This window comes from Roseburia zhanii (assembly GCF_014287635.1).
GTDB classification, from domain to species: Bacteria; Bacillota; Clostridia; order Lachnospirales; family Lachnospiraceae; genus Roseburia_B; species Roseburia_B zhanii.
In genome coordinates, this window is sequence record NZ_JACOPH010000002.1 from 262,605 (window position 1) to 288,161 (window position 25,557).

Here is a 25,557-nt window from a genome sequence, read left to right on the forward strand (position 1 = left end):
TGCACTTAAATGGGGCTTAAAACGGACAGCATCTTCCTCTTTCTTCACGTTCCATATCTTTTACATAATTTGCCTGATATTCCATCGTGATCTCACGCAGTTCTTTCTTTCCTTCGATATATGGAAGATACATGTCATAGGCATCAAATGCATCATCGCAGCCGATATCTCCATATCCTAAGGAATCTTTGACGATTTTTTCTCTTTGTTCTCTTGTTGTATTTTTGATCAGAAACTGTTCCATGACTTTACTCCTTTTTGCTTGTAATTAAGATAATTATGTATCGCTTTCTTTGAAATATCAAGTTTTTCTATACACACTCATTTGAAACTGTTATAATCAGATTACTGTTTATTGGTATATGCCAGCAAACTATAATCTAGCTAACGGAAAGGAATTGATTTATGAAAATCGCACTTTTTTCTGATACACATGGTATTTTCCGTCCAGACTGGATGGATATAATCAAAGACTGCACCTATCTGATCCATACCGGTGACTTCCATACCAGAAAGTGTTATGAAACTTTTTTGAATATAGGGATCCCTTCTTACATGGTCCGCGAAAACTGTGATAAGGGTGAATGGGCTTCATACCTGCCTGAATTTATGCCTGTTGTGATTGGTGGAAAAATGTTCTATCTCGTTCACAACCGCGCAGATCTGCCTCTTGATCTGACAGATGCTGACTTTATCATTTACGGTCATACACATATATTTTCACATGAGAACCGTCATGGAAAAATTTATATCAATCCCGGAAGTGCCGGCAATGACCGCGGTGACGGCAAGCATATGGCAATCTTAGAATTGCAGGATGATGATTATAAACTGCAGCAGATCATGCTGTAATGTGATGGGATCAATCTGCCTGTCCCACGATCTTAATCATCATTTTTTCTTTCTTAACATCAAAAGTCCGGCAATAACTAAAAGCAGGATTCCAACGACAATTCCTGCTACACTAAAATCATTTCCGATTTTCCCTGCCAAAAAGATTGATGTTGGTCCATCTGCTCCACCGATAATTGAAACCGACATCTGTTTCTTCCATTTTAATACTGCACTAAAACCAGCGAGTACCAGCCCAATAACTCCTAAAATAATTGCCATTGTCTTTTTCATTCTGTCTTATCTCCTTTTTATGATTTTTCTTTTAACAATCTGTCCAATAAAACATCCCTATGATCCATAAACATTTTTGTGATCTGATAGTTGTCTGTATCTTCATAACTGCATAAATGCTGCCCATCATCGAAACAATAAATATCTGCATCCGGAATTCCTAATAAGATCGGCGAATGTGTCACAATGATAAATTGAGCTCCTTCTTTTGCACATCTGTATATCTCCATTAAAAGTGTTAATTGTCTTTGCGGTGAAAGTGCTGCCTCCGGTTCGTCAAACAGATACAGTCCATTTTTCTTTTCGGTATCCTTTTACGATCCTGATCGCATCGCATAATTCTGAATGTGTGTCATGCGTTGAAAAAGAATAATTTTTTGTTCCACCCTCAGGATTAAACCCATGTGCAACCGCTACTGCTTCTAACAATGTTGATTTTCCACTTCCGTTTTCGCCAACAAAAAAAGTAATGGCATTTGAAAAATCAATTTTTTCAATGCCGCAAAAGGCTTCTATTTCATTTATATAACTGTTTTTATCTATGTGATTCCAGTCAAATATCACGCCTTGGATAAATTGTTGATTCAAAAATAGATCCTCCTGCTATTTTAATACTTTCCTGATCTGCTCATCAGTTGCTACCGGATAGATCTTGTGCATATAATCTATAATCTGTTGAAAAGACTCTTTTGGATCATCCTTATAACAAGAGGTGACGTGATCATATCCATAAATATGTTCTATTGAAGAATAAACAGCCACATCCCAGCCATATTCCACACCTTTTTGATTTATTCTTTTCTTAAAATCGCAATTACAAAGGTACATCTGCATCATGAGATTCGTGATTGCTCCATCAAATCCCTTCTCACCATCTTTTCCAAATCCTGCCTGCTTCTTTAACATGTTAGAATACATTTCTGAATCCTGTTTTTCGTCAATGAAATTATCCATGATCTTCTTATGCTTATATGGTGCTTTTCCATCTTCATACAGTGCATCAAAATCGTATCCATCACGTCGGTAATTAGCAAATACAGGCAGCCACTTTTTTGAAATAAATCCTGCTTTTTTATGAAAAAACTTCCCATAGATAATATCATGTCTTCTGGCAATGACTGCCCTCCACATCCAAGGATCTTTTTCTACTTCATCACACCACCAGTATTCCGGAACTGTTCTTTCCTCAAGAGAAAAACCCGGAATATCATTCTTAAACAATGGAAGAAATCCAACTTCATTTATGTATTCAACTGCTTCCTCTACTGTATGGATGCACTCCGGATCGTCCCAATCCACACCATATATGATCCATTCACCTGATACGTTTCCCATTTGATCTGTTTGCTCCGTTTCTTTGGCAGTATTATCTATAACCCTCTGATAATATTTAAATAGTCCTTCCGCCGGTCTACTACTGCATAAATAACAACTTCTCTTGACATAGTCATATTATATCCTGATTTATCTACTCTATCAAGTGCTGTTCATTCTGATGTACCATCCCTAAAACAACAAAAAAACGGACAATACTATCCGTTTTTTCATATAATAAAAATCTTTAATTCTCATTCATCTTCGCTAACTTCGCTGCCTGATCCGCTGCAATGCACGCATCAATGATCTCCTGAATATCCCCATTCATGATCTTATCTAACTTATACAATGTCAGATTGATCCTGTGGTCTGTGACACGTCCCTGCGGAAAATTATAAGTACGGATCTTTTCCGAACGGTCACCTGTACCGATCTGGCTGCGCCGCATTTCTGCTTCGGCATCGTGACGCTGCTGCTGTTCGATATCATATAATTTTGCTTTTAACAGTGCAAATGCTTTCGCTTTGTTCTGAAGCTGTGACTTCTCGGTCTGGCTGTACACAACGATACCTGTCGGATAATGTGTCAGACGAACCGCAGAGTCTGTTGTATTGACACACTGTCCACCATTTCCGGATGCACGCATAACATCGATACGGATATCTTTATCTTCGATCTTAATATCAATATCATCATCTACTTCCGGCATAACGGCAACACTGATCGTTGAGGTGTGGATACGTCCACCGGACTCTGTTTCCGGCACACGCTGTACACGATGGACACCGGACTCATATTTCATAACCGAATAAGCACCCTGACCAGTGATCATAAATGTGACACTTTTCATACCGCCGATTCCAATTTCTTCACATTCCATCATTTCAACTTTCCAATGGCGGCCTTCTGCATAATGTACATACATACGGTAGATTTCTGCTGCAAACAATGCTGCCTCATCACCGCCTGCACCGGCACGGATCTCAACGATAACGTTTTTATCATCGTTCGGATCTTTTGGAAGTAAAAGGATCTTTAATGTCTTTTCTAATTCTTCTACTTTTTGCTTTGATTCATTTAATTCTTCTTTGGCAAGTTCACGCATTTCTTCATCGTTTTCTTCCTCTAACATTGCTAAAGATTCTTCTATATTCTGCTTGTTCTGTTTATATTCTTTATAAGCTTCAACGATCGGTGTCAGATCACTCTGCTCTTTCATCAGCTTACGGAAACGCTCTGCATCCGAAGCCACATCCGGTTCACTCAGCTGATTTAACACTTCTTCTAAACGCAATACAATATCTTCTAATTTATCAAACATAATTTCTTCCCTTTCCTGTTACTACCCGGTCTGATCCTGCAAGATCCTTTACCACTCTGACATCTTCATATCCTGCCTGTTTCATCAGTGTGGATACTGCTTCTCCCTGATCATAACCGATCTCAAACATCAGATAACCGTCAGACTTTAAATACTGCTTTGCCTGTTCTATGATCTGTCGGTAAAACATCAGTCCGTCCTCTTTTCCATCTAACGCATCATACGGTTCAAAATCACGCACTTCCGGCATCAGTTTTGCAATTTCTTCTGTCCTGATGTATGGTGGATTAGAAACAATAACATCAAATGTACCCTTTAGATTATCAAACAGATTACTACATTCAAACTGTATGGACACCTCATTTAATTTAGCATTTTCTTTCGCTACAATCAATGCCTGTTTTGAAATATCTGATGCTGTTGCTGTGATCTGCGGCACATTTTTCATAATACTGATGATGATGCAGCCGGAACCGGTACAAAGATCTAATACTTCCATTCCCGGTCTGATCTGCTTTAACGCCTCCTCAACGAGCACTTCGGTATCCTGTCTTGGGATCAGGACATTGGAATTGACCACAAAGTTCAACCCCATAAATTCCTGTTCTCCGGTAATATATTGCAATGGAATATGCTCTGCCCGCTTTTTTAAAACGGATTCATATTCTGTCAGTTGTTCTTCTGTAATATCTTCGAGCATATGCAGATAATAAAAGTTCCTGTCTATCTTACATACCATGGCAAGTAAGAGCCACGCATCTGTTTTTGCATCCGAAATATCATGTTCCTGTAAAAAATATTCTCCATGATCGATTGCTTCGCGATAAGTCATACTTCCTCCTGCCTGATCTTTTCTACATATCCTTTCCAGTCAAATACCGCTTCTACCGAGGCGATCGCAACTTCTATCATATCATCCTGCGGTTCCTGCGTGGTGATCTTTTGCAGCATCAGTCCCGGTTTACTGAAAATATTGACAATTGGATTATCACTCCTGCCTGCTAAACGTATGAACTCATACGATACTCCTGCGATCACCGGGATCAATAATATCCTAAGGATCAGCCGAAGTGCTCCCTGATCTACCTGTATAAACATGAAAAATAAAATACTGATCAACATAACGATCAAAAGAAAACTTGTTCCGCAGCGCTTATGCAGTCTTGAACTTTTCCGTACATTTTCCACATTCAGATCCAAACCGTTCTCGATACAGTTGATACACTTATGTTCTGCTCCATGGTACATATAAACCCGTTTGATATCCGGCATCAGGGAAATTCCTGCGACATATCCTAAAAAGATCAAAAGCCTGAGCACGCCTTCTAACAATGCGATCACCCAATGTGATGTAAATACTTTCTCAAATAACAATGAAATCCCATATGGCAGGATCATAAAAATACCAACTGCAAGCACAACGGAAAATGCCACGGTAAGTCCCATCACAAAATTCTCTTTTTTCTCATTCTGTTCTTTTTTTTCTTCTTCATCTTCAAAAAAAGAAGCGGAATATGTCAATGCCTTCATTCCTAATGTCAGGGATTCTATAAAATTAACTACACCTCTGATGACCGGTATATTTTTAACTGTTTTATTTTTGAATAGACCTGCGCTCACAAAATTCTCTACGACGATCTTCTGATCTGGTGTACGGACTGCAATGGCATAATCATCACCGTTTTTCATCATAACGCCTTCCATGACTGCCTGTCCGCCAATTCCTGAATATCTCATATCTGTTTTAAAACTCCTATTAAAAAAAGGTTGAGATTACATAGATATGAACCTCAACCTCATCACGCACTGTATATTATTTCTGAGTCATGCCGTATTTCTTATTGAACTTATCAATACGTCCACGCGCCTGAGCAGCTTTCTGCTGTCCTGTATAGAACGGATGGCATTTAGAACAGATTTCAACGTGAATTTCCTGTTTTGTTGAACCTGTAGTGAATGTATTGCCACAGTTACATGTTACAGTTGCCTGATAGTAATCTGGATGGATTCCTTCTCTCATGTCTTTCACCTCGCACATTATTTTCATATTTTAATGATCTGTTTCATATCTGCCATGCAGATATACACGATTTCTTTGATTGCTAATTTACATCCCGATAAACAGCTTTTTAATTGTAGCACACCGGATTACAATATGCAAGCAATTTTATGATTTTTTTAATTTTGTTACTTAGTTCTTATTGTCTGGAAACATTTTTCCAAATAAGAAACGAACAAACGGTCCACAATAGCATAACTGCCAGAAAAAAGCTACCGGAAAATTCATAAATGTTGTCTGTAAACAGACGGATATGATTTCAGAACCCGCCTGTTTAAATAATATAGTTGCAATAAGACTCATGACCGGACACATGATACAAATGATCATAACAGAAATTGCTAAGATAATGATGATTGGACGGTCATCTGCCTTTACTAAACGAAAAGCCAGCTTGTGTGCCAGCTTATCCACGATAAAAAATTCTAATATGAATGCTGCCGGCCACATAATAACCATCTCATGAAAAGCCATGAGAAAAACCTGATTACTCATTCCTCCTGTGTTTAAGGAAATGTTGTAGCAGATCATCACGTAAACCATAAGAAACGCCATCATTAGCGTAAATACAATGTTTTGAAATAAATTTTTAGGCATAAAATTTTCTCCTTTTTCATAAAAACGAATACAAAAAAGACACCTGTGTTGTTCGTTATCAAGCATACACTTGTGTCGTTTCCAATTTTATACCATAGCATTCTTTTTCAGTTGCTTTATGATTATAAACACTGATAAGAAAAAATGCAAGTATTTTTTCAAAACTACAGCCTTGTTTTCTTGATCATCTGGATATATTCTTTGTTATTTCTCGTTCGTGCAAACATATTTAAAACAGACTCTACTGCATCATCTGATTTACTTCCATTGAATGCTTTACGCATCATATCAACAGCTTCCTGTTCTTCTCTGTCTAACAAGAGGTCTTCCCGTCTTGTACCTGATTTTACAATATCGATTGCCGGGAATACACGTTTTTCTGACAATTTACGGTCTAGTACGAGTTCCATGTTACCGGTTCCCTTAAATTCTTCAAAAACAACATCATCCATCTTACTTCCGGTATCTACTAATGCTGTTGCAAGGATCGTAAGACTGCCGCCTTCACGCATATTTCTTGCTGCACCAAAGAATCGTTTCGGCATATGGAGTGCTGCAGGATCAAGACCACCGGATAACGTTCTTCCACTTGGTGGAACGGTAAGGTTATATGCCCTTGCCAAACGGGTGATGCTGTCTAACAGGATCATAACATCTTTGCGATGTTCTACTAAACGTTTTGCACGTTCAATCACCATCTCTGATACACGTTTATGATGTTCTGGAAGTTCATCAAATGTGGAATAGATAACTTCTACATTATTGCCCTCGATCGCTTCTTTGATATCAGTTACTTCTTCCGGTCTTTCATCGATCAATAAAATGATCAGATGCATATTTGGATATGCTTTTGTGACAGACTTTGCGATCTGTTTTAATAAGGTTGTCTTACCTGCCTTCGGCTGGGAAACGATCATACCACGCTGTCCCTTTCCGATCGGTGATACCAGATCGACGATACGCATTGCCACAGATGCCCCCGGCTGCTCTAAACGGATTCTTTCATTTGGAAAAATCGGTGTCAGATCTTCAAAATTCTTCCGTTTCTGTGCTTCACTTGGATGCAATCCATTGATCGAAGTCACGTATAAAAGTGCACTGAATTTCTCCTGCTGTGTCTTTATCCTTGTGTTGCCTGCAATGATATCTCCTGTCTTTAAGTTAAACCTGCGGATCTGTGAGGGAGATACATAAACGTCTTTTTCTCCCGGAAGATAATTTTCACAGCGGATAAATCCATAACCATCCGGCATGACCTCTAAAATACCATTTGCTGTCATTCCGCTGTCTAACTCTTTCATGGAAACTTCCTGTGCTGTTTTTTGTTCTTCCGTATTTCTTGTATCTTCTGATCCTCTTGTGTCGGTCTTTAACTCTGTTTTTGCTGTTTCCTTTACAGCCTTTGTCCCCTCTGTCGTTTTTCCTTCTCCTGCATCTTTGGCCTGTTTTGCAGCATCCTTTTCATCTTCTGCTACCATCAGATCTACTAACTCCGTCTTTTTTAAGCCTGATAAATGCTTTAACCCTCTTGCTTTCGCCAATTCTTTTAACACCGTTACTGAAAGGCTTTCATATTTTTCTCTCATATTTTAACAACTCCTGTTCACGCATATATATGATACGATTTAAACTTATATCATGGGGATTATTCTGCCGATATGACATAACGATGGATCAGTTATCATTTACTGCTATAGCAATAAACAGTAACCATTATACGTTACTGTTCACACCTAACAGTGTGACCAGCAACGATTACAGCCCATTTAAAATGCCTCTACGAGGCAGGGGCTGTAATCACACAATAATTAAACACTATGGCGCATAGCTTGACAGCGCAGTGTCAAGCTATGCGTCTGAACAGTAACCATTATACACCACTGTCGTCAAAATAGAAAGTCCTTTTTCTTGATTTGTTTTTTTTTTAATGCTATGATATAAAAGCTGATAAAAAAGCACGTTTTTTCATTTTATCATACAAAATCATTACAGAATTTAAGATTAAGATAAAGGAGTATTTTTCAATGGATTACGGAGAAAAGGCATTAGCTGCCCACAAAGAATGGAACGGAAAATTAGAAACAGTTTCAAAATCACCTGTAAAGGATCGTGATGCACTTTCCATCGCTTATACACCGGGAGTTGCAGAACCATGTAAAGTCATTGCAAAAGACAAAAAAGAAGCCTATACCTATACCATGAAAGCCAACACCGTTGCTGTTGTATCTGACGGAAGTGCGGTTCTTGGACTTGGCAACATCGGTCCATACGCTGCCATGCCGGTTATGGAAGGTAAATGTGTATTATTTAAAGAGTTTGGCAATGTCAATGCAGTACCGATCTGTTTAGACACACAGGACACAGAAGAGATCATTGCCACTGTAAAAAATATCGCTCCAGCTTTTGGAGGCATTAACTTAGAGGATATTTCTGCTCCAAGATGTTTCGAGATTGAAGAACGCTTAAAAGAAATGTTAGACATCCCTGTTTTCCACGATGACCAGCATGGTACTGCAATCGTTGTACTTGCAGGTATCATCAATGCATTAAAAGTCACCGGCAAACAGAAAGAAACCTGCAAAGTCGTCGTAAACGGTGCCGGTTCTGCCGGAATTGCGATCACAAAGCTGCTTTTAACTTATGGATTTAAGCATGTGACCATGTGTGACAGACAAGGTATCATCGGAAAAGATTATCCAGACTTAAACTGGATGCAGCAGAAAATGACAGAAGTAACTAATTTGGAAAATGCACATGGAACATTAGCAGATGCCTTAAAAGGTGCTGATATCTTTGTCGGCGTTTCCGCACCGAATATTGTCAGTGCAGAAATGGTTTCTTCGATGAATAAAGATGCGATCCTTTTTGCAATGGCAAATCCTACACCAGAGATCATGCCGGATATCGCTAAAGCTGCCGGTGCAAAGGTTGTTGGAACAGGAAGAAGCGATTTTCCAAATCAGGTCAACAACGTTGTTGCTTTTCCGGGTATCTTTAAAGGTGCATTAGAAGGCAGAGCTTCACGCATCACAGAAGAAATGAAACTTGCTGCGGCAGAAGCGATTGCAGCTCTCGTCAGCGATGAAGAATTAAATGAAGATTTCATTATGCCGGAAGCATTTGATCCAAGGGTTGCAGAAGTTGTGAGCAATGCTGTAAAATCCCATATCCATGCATAATACACAGATGCTCTGGGGTGACAAACGCTATTACTCACTGGATTATTATTTAAAAAAGACTTATGGACAGAAGATCTACCGCCTATCTTTAAATGGCGGTATGACCTGTCCAAACCGCGATGGGAAATTAGATACAAGGGGCTGTATTTTCTGTAGTTCCGGTGGTTCCGGAGATTTTGCCACTTCTCCTCTCCTTTCTGTCACAGAACAGATTGAAGCTGCAAAGGAGAAGGTTCGCACAAAGAGCAACGCGCAAAAATTCATTGCTTATTTTCAGGCATATACTAACACTTATGCACCTATTCCCTATCTGCGGAAATTATTCATGGAAGCCATCATGCATCCTGATATCGTGATCCTTTCGATTGCAACCAGACCGGATTGTTTAGATGATGATGTGATCGATCTGCTCTGCGAGATCAATGCCATAAAACCTGTCTGGATCGAACTTGGTTTACAGACGATCCATCCACAGACTGCAAAATTCATCCGAAGCGGCTTTACTCTTTTGGATTTTAACTGTGCAGTAAACCGTCTGCATCAATGCAATATTCCGATCATCGTACATCTGATCTTAGGTCTGAAAGATGAAACAAGGGATATGATGTTAGATTCTGTAGATTATGTATCAAACCTTCCGATTTCCGGCATTAAATTACAGCTTCTTCATATTTTAAAAGGAACGGATTTAGATACCGAATATCACAACCACCCGTTTCCTGTCATGGATTTAGATAGCTATGCCAATCTGATCGCAGACTGCATCGAACTGCTTCCGCAAAATATCGTGATCCACCGAATTACCGGTGACGGACCAAAAAGTTTACTAACAGCTCCTCTTTGGAGTGCTGATAAAAAACGTGTTTTAAACACCATAAGCAAGACACTCAAAGAACGCAACAGTTATCAGGGAAAAGGAGGAATTAAATGGCAGAGCCAAATACTATCTATAAAATGACCATTTTAGCTATGTTAGACCAAGTGGACTTTCCACTTTCCAATACACAGATCTCTAATTTCTTTTTAGAGCAGGATTATACCGATTATTTTACTGTACAGCAGATTCTAAGCGGGCTTTTAGATTCTGAACTCATTCGTGCAGAATCCTCACACAGTAATACCCAGTATTATATTACATCTGCCGGACAGGACACTTTAAAATTCTTCGGTGATAAGATCTCTCCTGCGATCCAGAATGATATCAAAGCCTATTTTGAAAAAAATAAAATGGATCTGAAAAATGAAAATGCAGTCGTTGCTGACTTTTACCGCTCTACTGCATCCGGCTATGATGTCCGCTGCCAGTTGAAGGAAAAAGAGATCTCCATGATTGATCTTACGATCCATGTCAGGACAAAAGCTCAGGCAGAAGCGGTCTGCCGGAACTGGAAAGAACAGAATATGGATATTTACACATATCTGATGGATATGCTGATACAATAAAAAAAGTGTGCTGATGCACACTTTTTTATATTGAAAATATTTACTTATTACGTGGTCTTTTCTTCGCAGATCTGTTTTTCTTTCCGGCTGCTTTCTTACGGACGGAATAACCAAAACTTCCTGCTTTTTTACCCAGTTCAAAATATTCTCCATGGGAATAAGTGATAAGCCCGGATCTGTTTAATTCAAATTTACCTTTTTCATTCATATAATCATCATCTACACTGACAGATACCACTTCCGCGATAAACAGGTGATGACTTCCTAATTCTTTTATTTCACATACCTTACATTCGATATTGACAGGACTTTCTGCAATTCCCGGTGCAGCAACTTTGACAGATTTCTGCTCGTTTAAATGCATCTCTTTAAATTTATCGGTATCCCTGCCGGATCGTACCCCGCAGTAGTCTGCTGCATATACCAGGTCTTTTGTGACTAAATTTACCACAAATTCGCCGCTTTCTTTGATAATATCATAAGAATACCGCTCCGGTCTTACAGAGATCGATAACATTGCCGGAGAAGTACAGATCGTACCTGCCCATGCAACGGTAATGATATTTGGTTTTTCATCTTTTCTTTTGCAGCTAACCATTACTGCCGGAAGTGGATAGAGCATATTGCCCGGTTTCCATACCTGCTTCATCTTTTGTCCGCTCCTTATAACTGTGCTAATTTTTCTAATGCATGTTCCTTAATGATCACATCTGCATGTTCTTCTAAAAAACTGCTGCGTGCACTGTCTTTTTCGATTCCATTTGCATATTCCATCGACGCAGCTACAAATTCATAGACATAGCCCTTGGTACTGTTGTTTAGATCTGCCCATAAAAAATACTGCTTCTTCTGATTCAGATAATACAATCTGCTGTCTGTTAAATGATTCTGCGGCAGGATCCTGCAGAAATTTCTGACACTTGGAAAAGATGCAAATGTCAGCAGATAGACATAACCATCGCATTTCGCTTCTGACTGCGTATCTTTTGATTTTCCGCCTGCTTCTGATAAAATATCTTCTTTCACATCTATCTGTGCCGGTTCTGCTTCTTTCTGGGAAGAATGAAACATATTTTTGATATGCTCTATGATCTCGGAACCGCTGACCTGACTGTCTGAAAATGTTAAAACAATCTCGTCCTCAGACATGATCGCCGCCTGAATAGACATCATATTTCCATTGGTTGTATATCCTACTTCATCTTCCGCAATACGGATCAGTTTTTCTAAAAATTCTCTGGCATTTGCAGTATTCGAAAAGAAATCTTCAAGTTCCACGCCATTTTGTTCTAAATCTTCCTGCGTCAATGTACAACGCAGAGAACCATTCTCCATTTTTTCAAACTTCATTCTGTATCACTCCCTTACTAAGGTTACAGTTTGCAGGCATCCTGCTCACTTTTGACTGCGTCTGCTTTCCACTACTCCTGCATCGCAGCCATAAGTGCAGGTATCAGTTGTTTCTTTCTGGATACGACACCTTTTAGCAGGTAACCATCTGTTTCCCTTTTGGCAGAAAATGCGCGTCCGATCATCTCATCTGCGTCTTCTCCCTCACTGATCAGTATTGTTGATTCTTCTATTATATCGGTCAGCATCACGAAAATCATATCTAATTTCCGTTCATTTAACACAATCTTTATATAATCTTTTAACTTTTCTTTGACAGTCTCTACTTCTTCCCGGCTCATTGCACTAAGCTGTGCAACGCCAAAGTTATATTCTCCGGCAGAAAATGTTTTAAAATCCTGATAAAAAATCTCTTTTGGTGTCTTTCTCTTAAAATCACTGCCCGCCTGAAACATATTCTTTGCAAGTATCTCAATATCAATTCCGGCAATAATCGCCAGTTTTTCCGCTGCAGCCCTGTCAACCGCTGTGCAGGTCGGTGAACGGAACATCAAAGTATCGGAAATGATTGCTGCACAGAGCAGACCTGCGATCTCCTTTGTGACTTCGATGCCATTTTCTTCATACATCTGAAAAATGATCGTAGACGTACAGCCTAATGGCTGGTTGCGAAAAAATACCGGTGAGATGGTTTCTAAGCTGCCTAGTCTGTGATGGTCAATGATCTCTACGATCTCTGCTCCCATGATCCCATCTACTGCCTGTGCTTTTTCATTGTGGTCTACTAAGATTACTTTCTTTTTCTGTGTATTTAAAAGATTACGTCTTGAGATCATTCCAATGTAATTATTATTTTCATCTACCACCGGAAAATCCCTGTGACGCACTTTTGACATCACTTCTTTGACATCATCAAGATAATCTTCCACATCAAATCCGATCAGGTCTTTTTTTGTCATAAAATATTTGATCGGCATACTCTGATTGATCAGACGTGCAGCTGTAAAAGTATCATAAGGTGTCCCGATAATGACACAATCTCTCTTATTTGCGGCATCGATCACTTCCTGACTGACTGCAAATCCTGAACAGATTACAAGACAGCTTGCATTATTCTCTACTGCCATCATCTGTGATTCTAAGCGGTTTCCTAAGATTACAAGGTCATCGTCTTCTACAAATTCTTCCATCCACTCAGGACTCGAGGTTGCAACAACGACTTTACCTTTTACAAAATATGCATGTTCATTTCCTGCTAAGATCATACCGTCTAATGTTTCCACGATATTCTTATAAGGTGTCTTTGCTGTTGCTAAGATACGGTTATCGTATACATCCATGTAAGAAGTTGCAATATCACTCGTAACGATCAGTCCACGCAGCCTGTTATTTGCATCTGTTACCGGAAGTGTTACAACATTCTCTGTTTTCATCAGTTCCCATGCCCGTTTTAAAGAAATATGGTCAGTGACTCCTGCAGTCCTCCGAAAAGAAATATCTTTGATCTGTGCACCAACATCTGTCACTAACTCTGGTTCCTTCATATGAAAATACTCTAACACATATTTTGTTTCTTCATTGACACTTCCTGCACGCTTTGCTTCATAATGATGCTCTTTGCTGATTTGGTTTTTCAATTCTGTATAGGCAATCGCAGCACAGATTGAATCTGTGTCAGGATTCTTATGTCCTATGATCCATACTTTATTTTTCTGTTCTAATCCCATGTCATCCTCACCTGTCATGTATCCGGTATTACCATTCACGAATATTTTGTCAACCGTAATACAGCCGGTATTGTTATACAACGAATAGGGCTGTCAAAAAAAGCTGTATATGCATTGCTTCCTGACACCCCCTGAACTTCGTATATCTTATATATATTCCTGTTTCAAAAAATGTTTCTTATATAATTCCTAAAACGTGGATCAAAAATGCCGCTAATCCAACAAAATTCAATGCAGTGAACACTAGTGTCACTTTGACCATCGTCTTTAAAGATACTAACTCTGCAACTGCATCTTTGGTTTCTTCGATCTTACGGTCAGACTCTTCGATCAGTGTCTGCATATTCCGGTAACATTTCACGTCCTCGGTATGTACTTTCTCACAGATTTCATTCTTAACTGCTTCAAACTGTCCGTCTAAGCCTTTGATCGCTTCTGACATTTTGTCCTGATATTCATCGATCAGTTTGCGTACTGCTTCATTCTGTTCTGTGCTGTTTACCGCATTCTCTGCTAAACGCTCTGCAAATGTTTCGTTTAATTCTTTTAACTTGGCATCTACTTTATTGACCATGCCGTCAATCTGTTCGCCTACACCGGAAACAACACGTTCTGCCGCATCCTGCCGTTCTTCTATAATATCAGAGAGTTCTTTTGCCTGTCCTTCTTTTTCTTCTACGATTTCCTGAAGTTCCTGCACTTTATCTTCTTTTGATGAGATCAAATTCTGAAGCTGCTTTGCTTTTTCTCTAAATTCGTCAATCTGACTGAGTAAAAAATCTTCTCTTTCCACGTTATCTGTTATCCTTTCCCGTTGTATTTTCCGGCGGTCTATATATCCTTTTAACTTTTGTGACATTCCACTCATAAATGCTTCCTCCTAAAGTCCGCCCTCATATCTATGCATACGAAACTATATTTTATAACCGTTCAGCTATAGCCCATATAACATAAGAATCATGCCTTCTTAGATCAACATGTCATATGAGCCATAAATACATTCACTGAACTGTGATTAACTTCTATGATTGTAGCATTATCGTGTTTTATTGTAAAGAGGAAAACTTAAGGCTTTTATACCTCGCGTCGGCATCCGCCTTCGCCTGTTCAAACAACTCCCGTGCTAATATGGGATTCTGTCTGACTAATGATTCAAACCTCAGTTCTCCATGCAGGAAATCGTAAAATCCGTCATCTGGTTCTTTACTGTCTAAATGAAATACTGCTTTGTCCTGCCCATTAACTGCCGGCTGATAGCGGAACAATGGAAAATAGCCTGACTTTGCTGCTGACTTTTCTTCTTCCTGCGCCATCTGCATTCCAGACTTTATCCCATGATTGATACATGGTGCATAGGCAAGTATCAATGATGTTCCAGGGTATGCTTCTGCCTCTGTAAATGCCTTGATACACTGGTTGTAATCTGCTCCCATGGCTACCTGTGCCACAAATACATTTCCGTAACTCATTGCCATGGCTGCTAAATCTTTTTTTCTGCTTTTTTTGCCACCGGCTGCAAACTGTGCAACTGCCCCCATCGGAGTTGACTTTGATGCCTGTCCGCCGGTATTAGAATACACTTCTGTATCAAATACTAAGATATTGATATCCCTGCCGCTGGCAAGTACATGGTCTAAACCTCCAAAACCGATATCATATGCCCAGCCATCTCCACCAAAGATCCAGTTTGATTTCTTTGATAAAAACATTTTTTTCTCAAGGATTTCTTCTGCAAGCTGACAGTCACATTCTAACAGTTCTCCGGTCAGTTTTTCAGATGTCATCTGGTTTTCATGCCCGTTCTCATAGCTTAAAATCCATGCATCTGCCGCCTTTTTTAATGATTCTATCTTTGTCGTTTCCACGATCTCCTCTACTTTTTCCCGAAGGCTTTTGCGGATCGCATCTGCCCCTAATAACATTCCATAGCCAAATTCTGCAGCATCTTCAAATAAGGAATTTGACCACGCCGGTCCCCTTCCTTTCTCATTGATTGTATATGGTGTGGCAGGTGATGAATTACCCCAGATAGAAGAACATCCGGTCGCATTTGCAATATACATCCTCTCTCCGAATAACTGTGTTGCCAGTTTTGCATATGCGGTTTCTCCACAGCCGGCACATGCTCCGTGAAACTCTAATAATGGCTGTTTAAACTGACTGCCTTTGACACTGGAAATTCCAAATTTTTCCACCAGTTCTTCTCTTTCTTTGATCGTTCTTCCATATTCATAATATTTCTGGTAATCATAGTATTTTTCCGTAGGTTCCATGACAAGCGCTTTGTCCTTTGCCGGACAGCAGGCTGCACATGTTCCACAGCCGGTACAGTCTAATACAGATACTGTAATTGCAAACTGGTATTTTTCTGCACCACGCATATCTTTGCTGACCATGCCAGACGGAGCTTTCTGCCGTTCGGTATGATCCATTGCCACCGGACGGATAACCGCATGTGGACATACATAAGAACAGATGTTACATTCGATACAATTTCCTGCGATCCAGTGCGGTATGCGTACAGCAATATTTCTTTTTTCATAAGCCGCTGTACCGGAAGGGACTGCCCCGCTTGCATATTCTAAAAATGCTGATACCGGCAGTTTATTTCCTTCAAACGCATTGACGGCACGCTGGATATGATTGACATAATCAGATACATATTCGCTTTTTGCACAGATTTTCTTTCCAAACAGATCATCACTTTCACATGACAGCCATTCCTGTTTTAGCTCGATCTTTCTGATTCCCTGCATACCGGCATCAATGGCTGCACAGTTCTTTTCCACAATGTCTTCACCTTTTTTGCCATAGGTGCGTCTGACTGCATCTTTTAATAACTCTATCACCTGTGTTTCCGGCAGGATATCTGCCAACTTAAAAAATGCCGCCTGCAAAATCGTATTGATCCTTGTCGCCCCCATGCCGGTTTCCATTCCGATCTTTGCAGCATCGATCACATAAAACCGGATCTTATTTTCTGCAATATAACGCTTCAACTGTCCCGGAAGATGCTCTGCAATTTCCTGTTCCTCCCATGGACAGTTTAATAAAAACGTCCCACCCTCTACAAGTTCCTGTACCATATTGTATTTCCAGAGATAAGATGGGTTATGACATGCCACAAAATTTGCTCTCTGCACCAGATAAGCAGACCGGATAGGCTGTTTGCCGAATCTCAAATGTGATACCGTAAGACCGCCCGATTTTTTAGAATCATATTCAAAATATGCCTGTACATACATATCCGTATGATCTCCAATGATCTTAATGGAATTTTTATTTGCACCGACAGTACCATCTGCTCCCAACCCATAAAATTTACAACTGTATACCTCATTCTCAGGCATTTCCGGTATATGAACGGGTTCTAGGGAAAGTTCTGTCACATCATCTTTGATCCCAATCGTAAATTCCTGCTTTTCCTGATTTAAAAATACTGCTGCGATCTGTTCCGGTGTCGTATCTTTTGAACTTAATCCGTAACGTCCATGATAGACCTTCCTATCGGCAAATGCTGTATCACGCAGAGCAGACACTACATCTAAATACAATGGTTCTCCGGCTGATCCTGGTTCTTTTGTCCGGTCAATGACGGCGATCCTTTTTGCACTTTCCGGCAGACATTTAATAAAATGCTCTATTGCAAATGGACGGTAAAGGCGTACTTTAATCAGTCCCACCTTCTGATTTTCCATACGCAGACGGTCAATCGTTTCTGTGATCGTTTCGCAGACAGAACCCATGGCAACGATCACACATTCCGCATCTGGATCCCCATAATATTCAAACAGATGATAATCTGCACCGGTCTTTTCATTTACTTTTTTAAAGTACTGCTCTACGATCTTTGGTATTTCCTCATAATGACGGTTTGCAGCTTCACGCACCTGAAAAAATGTATCCGGATTCTGTGCCTGCCCACACTCAAACGGATGTTCTGGATTTAAGGCATTCCTGCGGAATTTTTTTAAGGAATCCATAGGAAACATATCACGCAGATCTTCTTCGTCCCAGATGGAGATCTTCTGAATCTCATGTGAAGTTCGGAATCCATCAAAAAAATGGATAAACGGAATACGTCCTTCTACTGCAGAAGCATGCGCCACTGGTGCAAAATCCATCACTTCCTGTACTGAAGATGCACAAAGCATAGCTGCTCCTGTCTGCCTGCACGCATAAACATCCGAATGATCCCCAAAAATACTGAGTGCATGTGTCGCAATACTTCTCGCTGCCACATGAAAGACCCCCGGCAGTCCTTCCCCTGCGATCTTATAAAGATTTGGGATCATTAAAAGCAATCCCTGTGATGCGGTAAAAGTCGTGGCTAATGTACCGGCTGTAAGTGCCCCATGGACGGCTCCTGCCGCTCCTGCTTCTGACTGCATTTCTGAAATTTCCACTACATTTCCAAACAGATTCTTTCGTCCTTCTACTGCCCATTCTTCTGTTGCCTCTGCCATCACAGAGGAAGGTGTGATCGGATAGATCGCTGCAATATCCGTATAGGCATATGCCACATAAGCTGCTGCATGATTTCCATCCATCGCTGCTTTTTTTCGCTCCATAAAAAATCCTCTTTTCTTTTTTTGATAGGATTTCCATTTTCTATAAATTTATCCAGAATTCTATAGAACAAGGGATTGAGGCAACAACCATATCATTCAAAAAAAATCCCCGGCCTATCTGCATATTACAGATAGACCGGGGAAATAAACTGCCCTATTCTATTTTGCAAGTTTATTGATGCTGTAAGAAGTCACTTCTTCCTGCTTTGTCCATTTGTCCTTATATGTGATCTGGATTCTTGTCGATGCATTCATATATTTATACCAGTAACTTCTCCAGTACTGTGGATTGTAGCTGCTCTGGTATTCATAAGAATAGCTGTATGGATATTCACCAAGTTTGATTTTCTTGTTGTTCTTTACAACTTTTACAACTTCATTACCGGCTTTATCGCGGGTAATGACTTCGATTTTCTTTAATTTATATCCTTTTGCCATCTTAATGGATAATTTACCACTGCTCTTTGTTGCAATCTCCTGTGATGAACTATAAGAAGAATTGTAGGAAAACAGGGATTTTCCCGCGTACTTGATATCTGTAAACGGATTGTCATTCTTTGCAAAAACAGTTACTTTGTAGCTGTTTCTCTTTGTTGTTCCATCACTGCTGTATACATCAAATGATACGGTATATTTTCCTTCTTTTTTTGCATACAGACCGATCTGTGCAGAATTATAAGAAAAATCACTGTCTTTTGCATATTCTTCTGATGCACTTTCCTGTCTTGTCTGTCTTGCGATCAGGTTCTTGTTGCTTGTCTTAACATTCTTTACCTGATCACCTGCATTATCATAGTCAAAACTGATCGCAGAGTTATCATAAACTCCAGAATAAATACGGATCTTTGCAGGAACTGTGTCTTTTGTTGTTGCTGCATATGCTGCATCCGGTACACTGACGATTGTTGCTAACATCGCAAGTGTCAGCACAAAGCATGATACTTTTTTTAAGATTTTCATAAATCCATCCTCCTAAATTTTATTTTCGGTTATAGTCTAATCAATTTTCCATATATTGTCAATGCCGAAAAAGGCAGTCCACATATCATCTGTGAACTGCCTTGCCTAAATTATTCGTGTTCGTTTACAATAAATTTACTTACTTTTTCTTTTAAGACCTCTGCTGTTGAGCCTGCATTCTTGATCACATCAAGCACCTGCGAAGATTTTTCTGCCACATTTGCAGCTTTAACGGCGATATCTGACGTTCCTGTGGCTCCTTCATTTGCTGATCTGCTGACACTTTCGATTGACTCTAAGACCCCATCGATAGAAGCAAGTAATTCTTCTGAGATTGCACTGAAATCAGTGACTAATTCATCCACATAAGCTGCATCTTCATTGTATGCACTTGCAACTGTCAGGAAAGAATCAAAGTTTTCTGTAACATCTTCAGAAACATATTCTAACAGCTTGCCGGAATCCTCTGACAACTGACTGACAGCACCGGTTACTTCCTGCGTTACCTGCTGGATATTCTCTACCGTTGTCTTTGACTGTTCTGCAAGATTTCTGATCTCATCTGCAACAACTGCAAATCCCTTACCGGCTTCTCCTGCCCTTGCTGCTTCAATAGAAGCATTGAGTGCAAGCAGGTTCGTCTGCGCTGTAATCTCCATAATAGACTCTGCTAACAGTTCGATCTGGTCTACGACTTTGGCATCTTCTAATGCCTGTTTTAATCTTACACTGATCTCAGACTGTATGGTCTTTGCCTTTTGCTGGTTCTGTTCGGTTTCATCTTTTGCTTTTGCTGCCCGTTCATGTATGCTGACTGCTTTTTCTGCACCCTCCTGTGAACGTACTGCAATACTTTTTGAAACAGTTTCTATCTCATGGGACATGGTAGCGATCTGCTGTGCTGCCGCTGCTGTTTCCTGCATACTTGCGGATAATTCTTCGGTTGTTGCGGAAACTCCTTCGATCTCACCATTTAAAAGATCGATATTCTCAACAGAATCTCCAACGCCATTTGTCAATATAAAACTGCTGTTTTTCACATCACTGATCACATGGTCAAAAGTCGAAGAAAGATTATTCATTGCTCTTGCTAATGTTCCAAATTCGTCTTTACGTGCTAACTGCCGCTTACTTGCACGCCCTGTCATATCTCCGGTTTCAAGCTTCTCAACAAATGCAACCACTCTCTTTAACGAAGATGTAATATCCTTGATCACACATATTGTCAATATTACTGTCAATGCAAAGAAAATAACAACAACTGCGCACATGGCACTGATCCATTTCCTTACGATCTTATTGACTTCTGCACTTTCTGCCTGGACCTGCTCATCAAGGCTGTCTGTATAATTTCCGGTTCCAATCACCCAGCCAAACGGTTTATATAATTTTGAGTAACTTCTCTTTGGTGAATTCTCGGTTTCACCTGCTTTTGGGAATACATAATCGCTGTATCCACCGCCTTCTTCCTGTCCTACTGCAATGATATTCTTTACCATCTGATAGCCGTTACCATCTACAGTTTCCATTCGGTTCGTTCCTTCTGTTGCACTTCCAAGAAGTACGATATTGTTACCTTCTGTATCATCAGCCCAGAAATAACCATCTTCGCCATAACGCATTTCACGAAGCATATCTGCTGCAAGTTTCTCTGCTTCTTCTAAACTGTATTCACCAGCCTCATACTTAGCATTGTACTGATCCAAAACGGAAATCGCATTCTCTACTTCCTCTTTAATTGATTCATCATAATCCACCCGTACAGCTTCTTCTAACACTTCATCTGCATGATTCCGTACATCATTCAATCCCTTGATTGCACAGATCCCGGCTGTAAGGATCATAACTGCCATGCAGAGCAATATCAGGTTGAGCTTGTTTCTTACTTTTAAGTTTTTCATAGCTTCTCTCCTTTGTACATTTTTTATATAACCACAATCTTATGATAACATATTCTATACAGTTTGTACAATAAAACACTCAAAAATTTAAAAAGAAGTTGTTGTATGAAAAACTCATACAACAACTCCTGATACAGACTATCCACGGTCTGCCTGATAAAAATTATTTGTATAATTCAACTAATCTTAACAGGTGATCGTAACGGTCTTTTGCAGCCTGCTCTGAAGCTTCGAACAACTTCTTAGCACGATCCGGGAAGGATCTTGTCAGACGGCTGTAACGTGTTTCATTATTTAAGAATTCCTGATATGTTCCATCACCAGGTTTAGATGTTAATGTAAATGGATTCTTTCCTTCTGCTTTTAATGCTGGGTTGAAGGAGAAGAGATTCCAGTATCCGGCTGCAACAGCTTTCTTCATTTCATCCTGACAATGGTTCATTCCACCCTTAACACCGTGTAACTCACATGGAGCATATCCGATGATCAGAGAAGGTCCGTTGTAAGCTTCTGCTTCAGCGATAACTTTAACAGCCTGAGCCATGTTTGCACCCAGAGCGATCTGTGCTACATATACATAGCCATAGCTCATAGCGATCTCTGCAAGACTCTTCTTGCCGATTTCTTTACCTGCTGCAGCGAACTGACAAACTTCACCGATGTTAGAAGCCTTAGAAGCCTGTCCACCTGTATTAGAGTACATTTCTGTATCGAATACCATAACGTTTACGTTCTCACCGGAAGCAAGTACATGGTCTAATCCACCGAATCCGATATCATAAGCCCATCCGTCACCACCGAAGATCCATACGGATTTCTTAGCAAGGTAATCTTTCTTGTCAACCGCTGCTTTTGCATCCGGGCATCCGGCTGCTGCTGCTTTTTCTAATTCAGCTACTAATGCAGCTGTTGCAGGTGTATTTGCTTTTGTATCATCTTTTGTTTCAACAAATTTAGCAAATGCATCTTTTAATTCTGCGCTTGCTTTATCGGAAGAAGCACATTTCTCTGCGCTTGCGATTGCCTGCTCACGAAGAACTTTCTGTCCGATTTCCATACCAAGACCATGCTCTGCGTTATCCTCGAATAAGGAGTTAGCCCATGCTGGTCCTTTCTTAGAATCTTTATTTACTGTATATGGTGATGTAGCAGCCGGACCACCCCAGATAGAGGAACATCCTGTTGCATTGGAGATGTACATATGCTCACCAAATAACTGTGTGATTAAACGAGCGTAAGATGTTTCAGCACATCCAGCACAAGATCCTGAGAACTCAAGTAATGGCTGGTTGAACTGGGAACCTTTTACAGTATTGTCTGCCGGCATTCCCGGTTTCTTACCAACATTTGCTACTAAGTAGTCAAATACTGGCTGCTCGTCTGCCTGAGATTCCTGTGGAACCATTTCGATTGCACCAACTGGACATACAGTGATACATTCACCACATCCCATACAATCTAATGGAGATACACTCATTGTATATTTGTATTCGCTTGCCTTTGGTTTTGTATCAGCAAGTTTAATATTAGAAGGAGCTGCCTTTACTTCGTCTTCACTTAACATGAATGGACGGATGGTAGCATGTGAACATACGAATGCACACTGGTTACACTGGATACATTTCTCTGCATTCCATGTAGGAACTGTAACTGCTGTACCACGTTTCTCATATGCAGATGCACCATGTTCAAACTGTCCGTCTGGGTTACCCATGAATGCGGATACCGGTAAAGAATCACCATCCATTAAGGAGATAGGATCAAGAAGGTTTTCTACCATCTTAACTACTTCCGGACGTCCTTCGTATGGTTTCTTAACAGGATCTGCTGCCGGATTAGACCATGAAGCCGGAATCTCTACTTTATGTACTGCATCTACACCGGCATCGATTGCCTTGTAGTTCATTTCTACAACTGCGTCACCCTTCTTACCATAGGATTTCTTAGCTGCTGCTTTCATAAAGTCAACTGCTTCATCGATCGGCATAACGTTTGCTAATTTGAAGAAAGCAGACTGTAAAATTGTATTGGTACGTTTACCCATTCCAATTTCGATTGCTTTATCGATAGCGTTGATCGTATATAACTGAATGTTGTTATCAGCAATGTATTTCTTAGCTTCTGCATTTAAGTGATGCTCTAATTCTTCGTCAGACCACTGGCAGTTGATCATGAATACTCCGCCTGGTTTAACGTCCTGAACCATCTTGAATCCCTTATTTACATAAGCTGGGTTATGACAGGCAACGAAGTCAGCCTGATTGATGTAATATGGGCTTCTGATCGGTTTGTCACCAAATCTTAAGTGAGAAATTGTAACACCACCGGTTTTCTTAGAGTCATACTGGAAGTATGCCTGAATGTATTTGTCTGTATGGTCACCGATGATCTTAGTAGAGTTCTTGTTAGCACCTACAGTACCATCTCCACCAAGTCCCCAGAACTTACATTCTACAGTTCCTTCTGCTGCTGTGATAGGAGCTGGTTTAACTTCTGGTAAGCTTAAGTTTGTAACATCATCTACGATACCGATCGTGAAACGTGCCTTTGGAGCATCTTTCTCTAATTCTTTGTATACAGCGAATACAGATGAAGGTGGTGTATCTTTAGAACCTAATCCGTAACGTCCGCCTGTTAATACGATCGTATCTAATCCTGCTTCACGAAGTGTTGCAGCAACATCTAAGTATAATGGATCTCCTAATGATCCCGGCTCTTTTGTTCTATCGAGAACAGCAACTTTCTTAGCTGTTTTTGGAAGAGCTTTTAAGAATGCATCAGCAACCCATGGACGATATAAACGAACCTTTACAAGTCCGACTTTCTCACCCTTAGCTGTTAAGTAATCGATAACTTCCTCTGCTACGTCGTTGATGGAACCCATAGCTACGATCACACGGTCTGCATCTTCTGCTCCGTAGTAGTTAAATAAACCATAGTTTGTACCAAGTTTCTCGTTTACTTTGTTCATGTATTTTTCAACGATAGCCGGTAATTCATTGTAAGCTGTGTTACAAGCTTCACGATGCTGGAAGAATACATCCCCGTTTTCGTGGGAACCACGCATTGCAGGATGTTCCGGATTTAATGCATGTGCTCTGAATGCAGCAACTGCGTCCATGTTGCACATTTCTTTTAAATCTGCATAATCCCATTTCTCGATCTTCTGGATCTCATGGGATGTACGGAATCCATCAAAGAAGTTGATGAATGGAACTTTTCCTTCGATTGTTGCTAAATGGGCAACCGGGCTTAAGTCCATAACTTCCTGTGGGTTTGTTTCACATAACATTGCGAAACCGGTCTGACGACAGGCATATACGTCACTGTGGTCACCAAAGATATTTAAAGACTGTGTAGCTACTGTACGTGCTGATACATCAAATACACATGGTAACTGCTCACCAGCGATCTTGTACATATTCGGGATCATAAGTAAAAGACCCTGAGATGCTGTAAATGTTGTAGTTAAAGCACCGGATGCTAATGAACCATGAACGGCACCTGCAGCACCTGCTTCTGATTCCATCTCTACGACTTTAACCTGGTTTCCGAAAATGTTCTCCTGTCCTGCTGCGGACCACTGGTCAACAGTGTCAGCCATTGGGCTGGAAGGAGTAATTGGGTAAATGGCAGCAACATCTGTAAAAGCGTATGCTACATGTGCAGCAGCTGTGTTACCGTCCATTGACTGTTTTGCTCTAGACATTTGTTTTCCTCCTTAAAAGATTATAATGTTCCTAGATTTATGGCGGCTTTTTCATGCCGCCTCTAATATAATACTATATAGGTCTTATGCCAAAAAATCAATAGTTTCGACGACATTTTTTGGTACAAAAATAGAAACAAAGTTACAGTTCACACAGCAGACAGACATTTGCTGTCTGGCTGCGTAAGAAAGTGATTCAGGTGGTGATTTTTGCTTCGCAAAGCGAACTTTCATGCAAAAATCACGAGTTACTGCTCACGGAGTGAACAGTAACGAAACAAAGTAATCATTCCTCCTG

General features: G+C 40.2%; 21 protein-coding genes and 1 pseudogene. 4 read left to right on the forward strand and 18 right to left on the reverse strand.

Annotated elements, in window-relative coordinates:
- Positions 1 to 16 precede the first annotated feature (16 nt).
- A complete protein-coding gene (locus tag H8S17_RS04325) occupies positions 17 to 244 on the reverse strand; it encodes a purine biosynthesis protein PurH (protein WP_186866378.1) in 228 nt (75 codons plus the stop codon).
- 161 nt (positions 245 to 405) lie between these two features.
- Between H8S17_RS04325 and H8S17_RS04330 the strand changes: the two genes are divergently transcribed.
- Positions 406 to 852 (forward strand): metallophosphoesterase family protein, encoded by a 447-nt coding sequence (locus H8S17_RS04330; protein ID WP_186866379.1) that lies wholly within the window; start codon positions 406 to 408, stop codon positions 850 to 852.
- Positions 853 to 891: 39 nt separating this feature from the next.
- On the opposite strand, the gene H8S17_RS04335 is transcribed toward H8S17_RS04330, so the two are convergent.
- The 9 genes and pseudogenes from H8S17_RS04335 to rho all read right to left on the reverse strand — a co-directional run bounded on the left by H8S17_RS04335 (position 892) and on the right by rho (position 8,005).
- Positions 892 to 1,125: an LPXTG cell wall anchor domain-containing protein gene (locus H8S17_RS04335; protein ID WP_186866380.1), complete on the reverse strand. Its 234-nt coding sequence runs from the start codon at positions 1,123 to 1,125 to the stop codon at positions 892 to 894.
- A 17-nt stretch (positions 1,126 to 1,142) separates the two neighbouring features.
- Positions 1,143 to 1,713 (reverse strand): annotated as a pseudogene (locus tag H8S17_RS17070) (AAA family ATPase).
- Between the two features lie 15 nt (positions 1,714 to 1,728).
- Positions 1,729 to 2,460 carry an AlkZ-related protein gene (locus tag H8S17_RS04345; protein WP_186866381.1) on the reverse strand — a complete coding sequence of 244 codons (732 nt, stop codon included), beginning with the start codon at positions 2,458 to 2,460 and terminating at the stop codon, positions 1,729 to 1,731.
- A 226-nt stretch (positions 2,461 to 2,686) separates the two neighbouring features.
- Positions 2,687 to 3,763 (reverse strand): peptide chain release factor 1, encoded by a 1,077-nt coding sequence (prfA, locus tag H8S17_RS04350; protein WP_186866382.1) that lies wholly within the window; start codon positions 3,761 to 3,763, stop codon positions 2,687 to 2,689.
- Positions 3,756 to 4,595 (reverse strand): peptide chain release factor N(5)-glutamine methyltransferase, encoded by an 840-nt coding sequence (gene prmC, locus H8S17_RS04355; protein WP_186866383.1) that lies wholly within the window; start codon positions 4,593 to 4,595, stop codon positions 3,756 to 3,758. The genes prfA and prmC overlap by 8 nt, the downstream gene beginning before the upstream one ends.
- Positions 4,592 to 5,500, reverse strand: a complete 909-nt coding sequence (locus H8S17_RS04360) for a DUF1385 domain-containing protein (protein ID WP_186866384.1) — start codon at positions 5,498 to 5,500, stop codon at positions 4,592 to 4,594. The genes prmC and H8S17_RS04360 overlap by 4 nt, the downstream gene beginning before the upstream one ends.
- Before the next feature lie 76 nt (positions 5,501 to 5,576).
- The gene (rpmE, locus tag H8S17_RS04365; protein WP_186866385.1) at positions 5,577 to 5,783 is read right to left on the reverse strand and encodes a 50S ribosomal protein L31; all 207 of its coding nucleotides are present in this window, start codon (positions 5,781 to 5,783) and stop codon (positions 5,577 to 5,579) included.
- 171 nt (positions 5,784 to 5,954) lie between these two features.
- Entirely contained in the window at positions 5,955 to 6,419 is a 465-nt protein-coding gene (locus tag H8S17_RS04370) for a DUF2798 domain-containing protein (protein ID WP_186866386.1), read from the reverse strand.
- A 164-nt stretch (positions 6,420 to 6,583) separates the two neighbouring features.
- Positions 6,584 to 8,005 carry a transcription termination factor Rho gene (gene rho / locus H8S17_RS04375; RefSeq protein ID WP_186866387.1) on the reverse strand — a complete coding sequence of 474 codons (1,422 nt, stop codon included), beginning with the start codon at positions 8,003 to 8,005 and terminating at the stop codon, positions 6,584 to 6,586.
- 438 nt (positions 8,006 to 8,443) lie between these two features.
- Between rho and H8S17_RS04380 the strand changes: the two genes are divergently transcribed.
- Genes H8S17_RS04380 through H8S17_RS04390 form a run of 3 tightly spaced genes read left to right on the forward strand, consistent with a single transcriptional unit; the run spans position 8,444 to position 11,041 of the window.
- The gene (locus H8S17_RS04380) at positions 8,444 to 9,598 is read left to right on the forward strand and encodes an NAD(P)-dependent malic enzyme (protein ID WP_186866388.1); all 1,155 of its coding nucleotides are present in this window, start codon (positions 8,444 to 8,446) and stop codon (positions 9,596 to 9,598) included.
- Positions 9,591 to 10,556, forward strand: a complete 966-nt coding sequence (locus tag H8S17_RS04385) for a TIGR01212 family radical SAM protein (RefSeq protein WP_243237965.1) — start codon at positions 9,591 to 9,593, stop codon at positions 10,554 to 10,556. Before H8S17_RS04380 ends, H8S17_RS04385 begins: the two co-directional genes overlap by 8 nt.
- Positions 10,526 to 11,041 carry a DUF4364 family protein gene (locus H8S17_RS04390; RefSeq protein WP_178050619.1) on the forward strand — a complete coding sequence of 172 codons (516 nt, stop codon included), beginning with the start codon at positions 10,526 to 10,528 and terminating at the stop codon, positions 11,039 to 11,041. The genes H8S17_RS04385 and H8S17_RS04390 overlap by 31 nt, the downstream gene beginning before the upstream one ends.
- 40 nt (positions 11,042 to 11,081) lie before the next feature.
- Here the strand turns inward: H8S17_RS04390 and H8S17_RS04395 are convergent, their stop codons facing one another.
- The 8 genes from H8S17_RS04395 to nifJ (H8S17_RS04430) all read right to left on the reverse strand — a co-directional run bounded on the left by H8S17_RS04395 (position 11,082) and on the right by nifJ (H8S17_RS04430) (position 25,259).
- Complete coding sequence (locus tag H8S17_RS04395; RefSeq protein ID WP_186866389.1) at positions 11,082 to 11,690, reverse strand: flavin reductase family protein; 609 nt, start codon at positions 11,688 to 11,690, stop codon at positions 11,082 to 11,084.
- Between the two features lie 14 nt (positions 11,691 to 11,704).
- A complete protein-coding gene (locus H8S17_RS04400) occupies positions 11,705 to 12,391 on the reverse strand; it encodes an adaptor protein MecA (RefSeq protein ID WP_186866390.1) in 687 nt (228 codons plus the stop codon).
- Between the two features lie 71 nt (positions 12,392 to 12,462).
- On the reverse strand, positions 12,463 to 14,118 hold the full coding sequence (locus H8S17_RS04405; RefSeq protein ID WP_186866391.1) for a putative manganese-dependent inorganic diphosphatase: 1,656 nt from the start codon (positions 14,116 to 14,118) through the stop codon (positions 12,463 to 12,465).
- Between the two features lie 178 nt (positions 14,119 to 14,296).
- Complete coding sequence (locus H8S17_RS04410; RefSeq protein WP_178050623.1) at positions 14,297 to 14,986, reverse strand: hypothetical protein; 690 nt, start codon at positions 14,984 to 14,986, stop codon at positions 14,297 to 14,299.
- Positions 14,987 to 15,164: 178 nt separating this feature from the next.
- On the reverse strand, positions 15,165 to 18,689 hold the full coding sequence (gene nifJ / locus H8S17_RS04415) for a pyruvate:ferredoxin (flavodoxin) oxidoreductase (protein ID WP_186866392.1): 3,525 nt from the start codon (positions 18,687 to 18,689) through the stop codon (positions 15,165 to 15,167).
- A 159-nt stretch (positions 18,690 to 18,848) separates the two neighbouring features.
- The gene (locus tag H8S17_RS04420) at positions 18,849 to 19,649 is read right to left on the reverse strand and encodes a hypothetical protein (protein ID WP_186866393.1); all 801 of its coding nucleotides are present in this window, start codon (positions 19,647 to 19,649) and stop codon (positions 18,849 to 18,851) included.
- A 110-nt stretch (positions 19,650 to 19,759) separates the two neighbouring features.
- Positions 19,760 to 21,550, reverse strand: a complete 1,791-nt coding sequence (locus H8S17_RS04425) for a methyl-accepting chemotaxis protein (protein WP_186866394.1) — start codon at positions 21,548 to 21,550, stop codon at positions 19,760 to 19,762.
- 163 nt (positions 21,551 to 21,713) lie between these two features.
- A complete protein-coding gene (gene nifJ, locus H8S17_RS04430) occupies positions 21,714 to 25,259 on the reverse strand; it encodes a pyruvate:ferredoxin (flavodoxin) oxidoreductase (RefSeq protein WP_186866395.1) in 3,546 nt (1,181 codons plus the stop codon).
- Between the last annotated feature and the right edge of the window lie 298 nt (positions 25,260 to 25,557).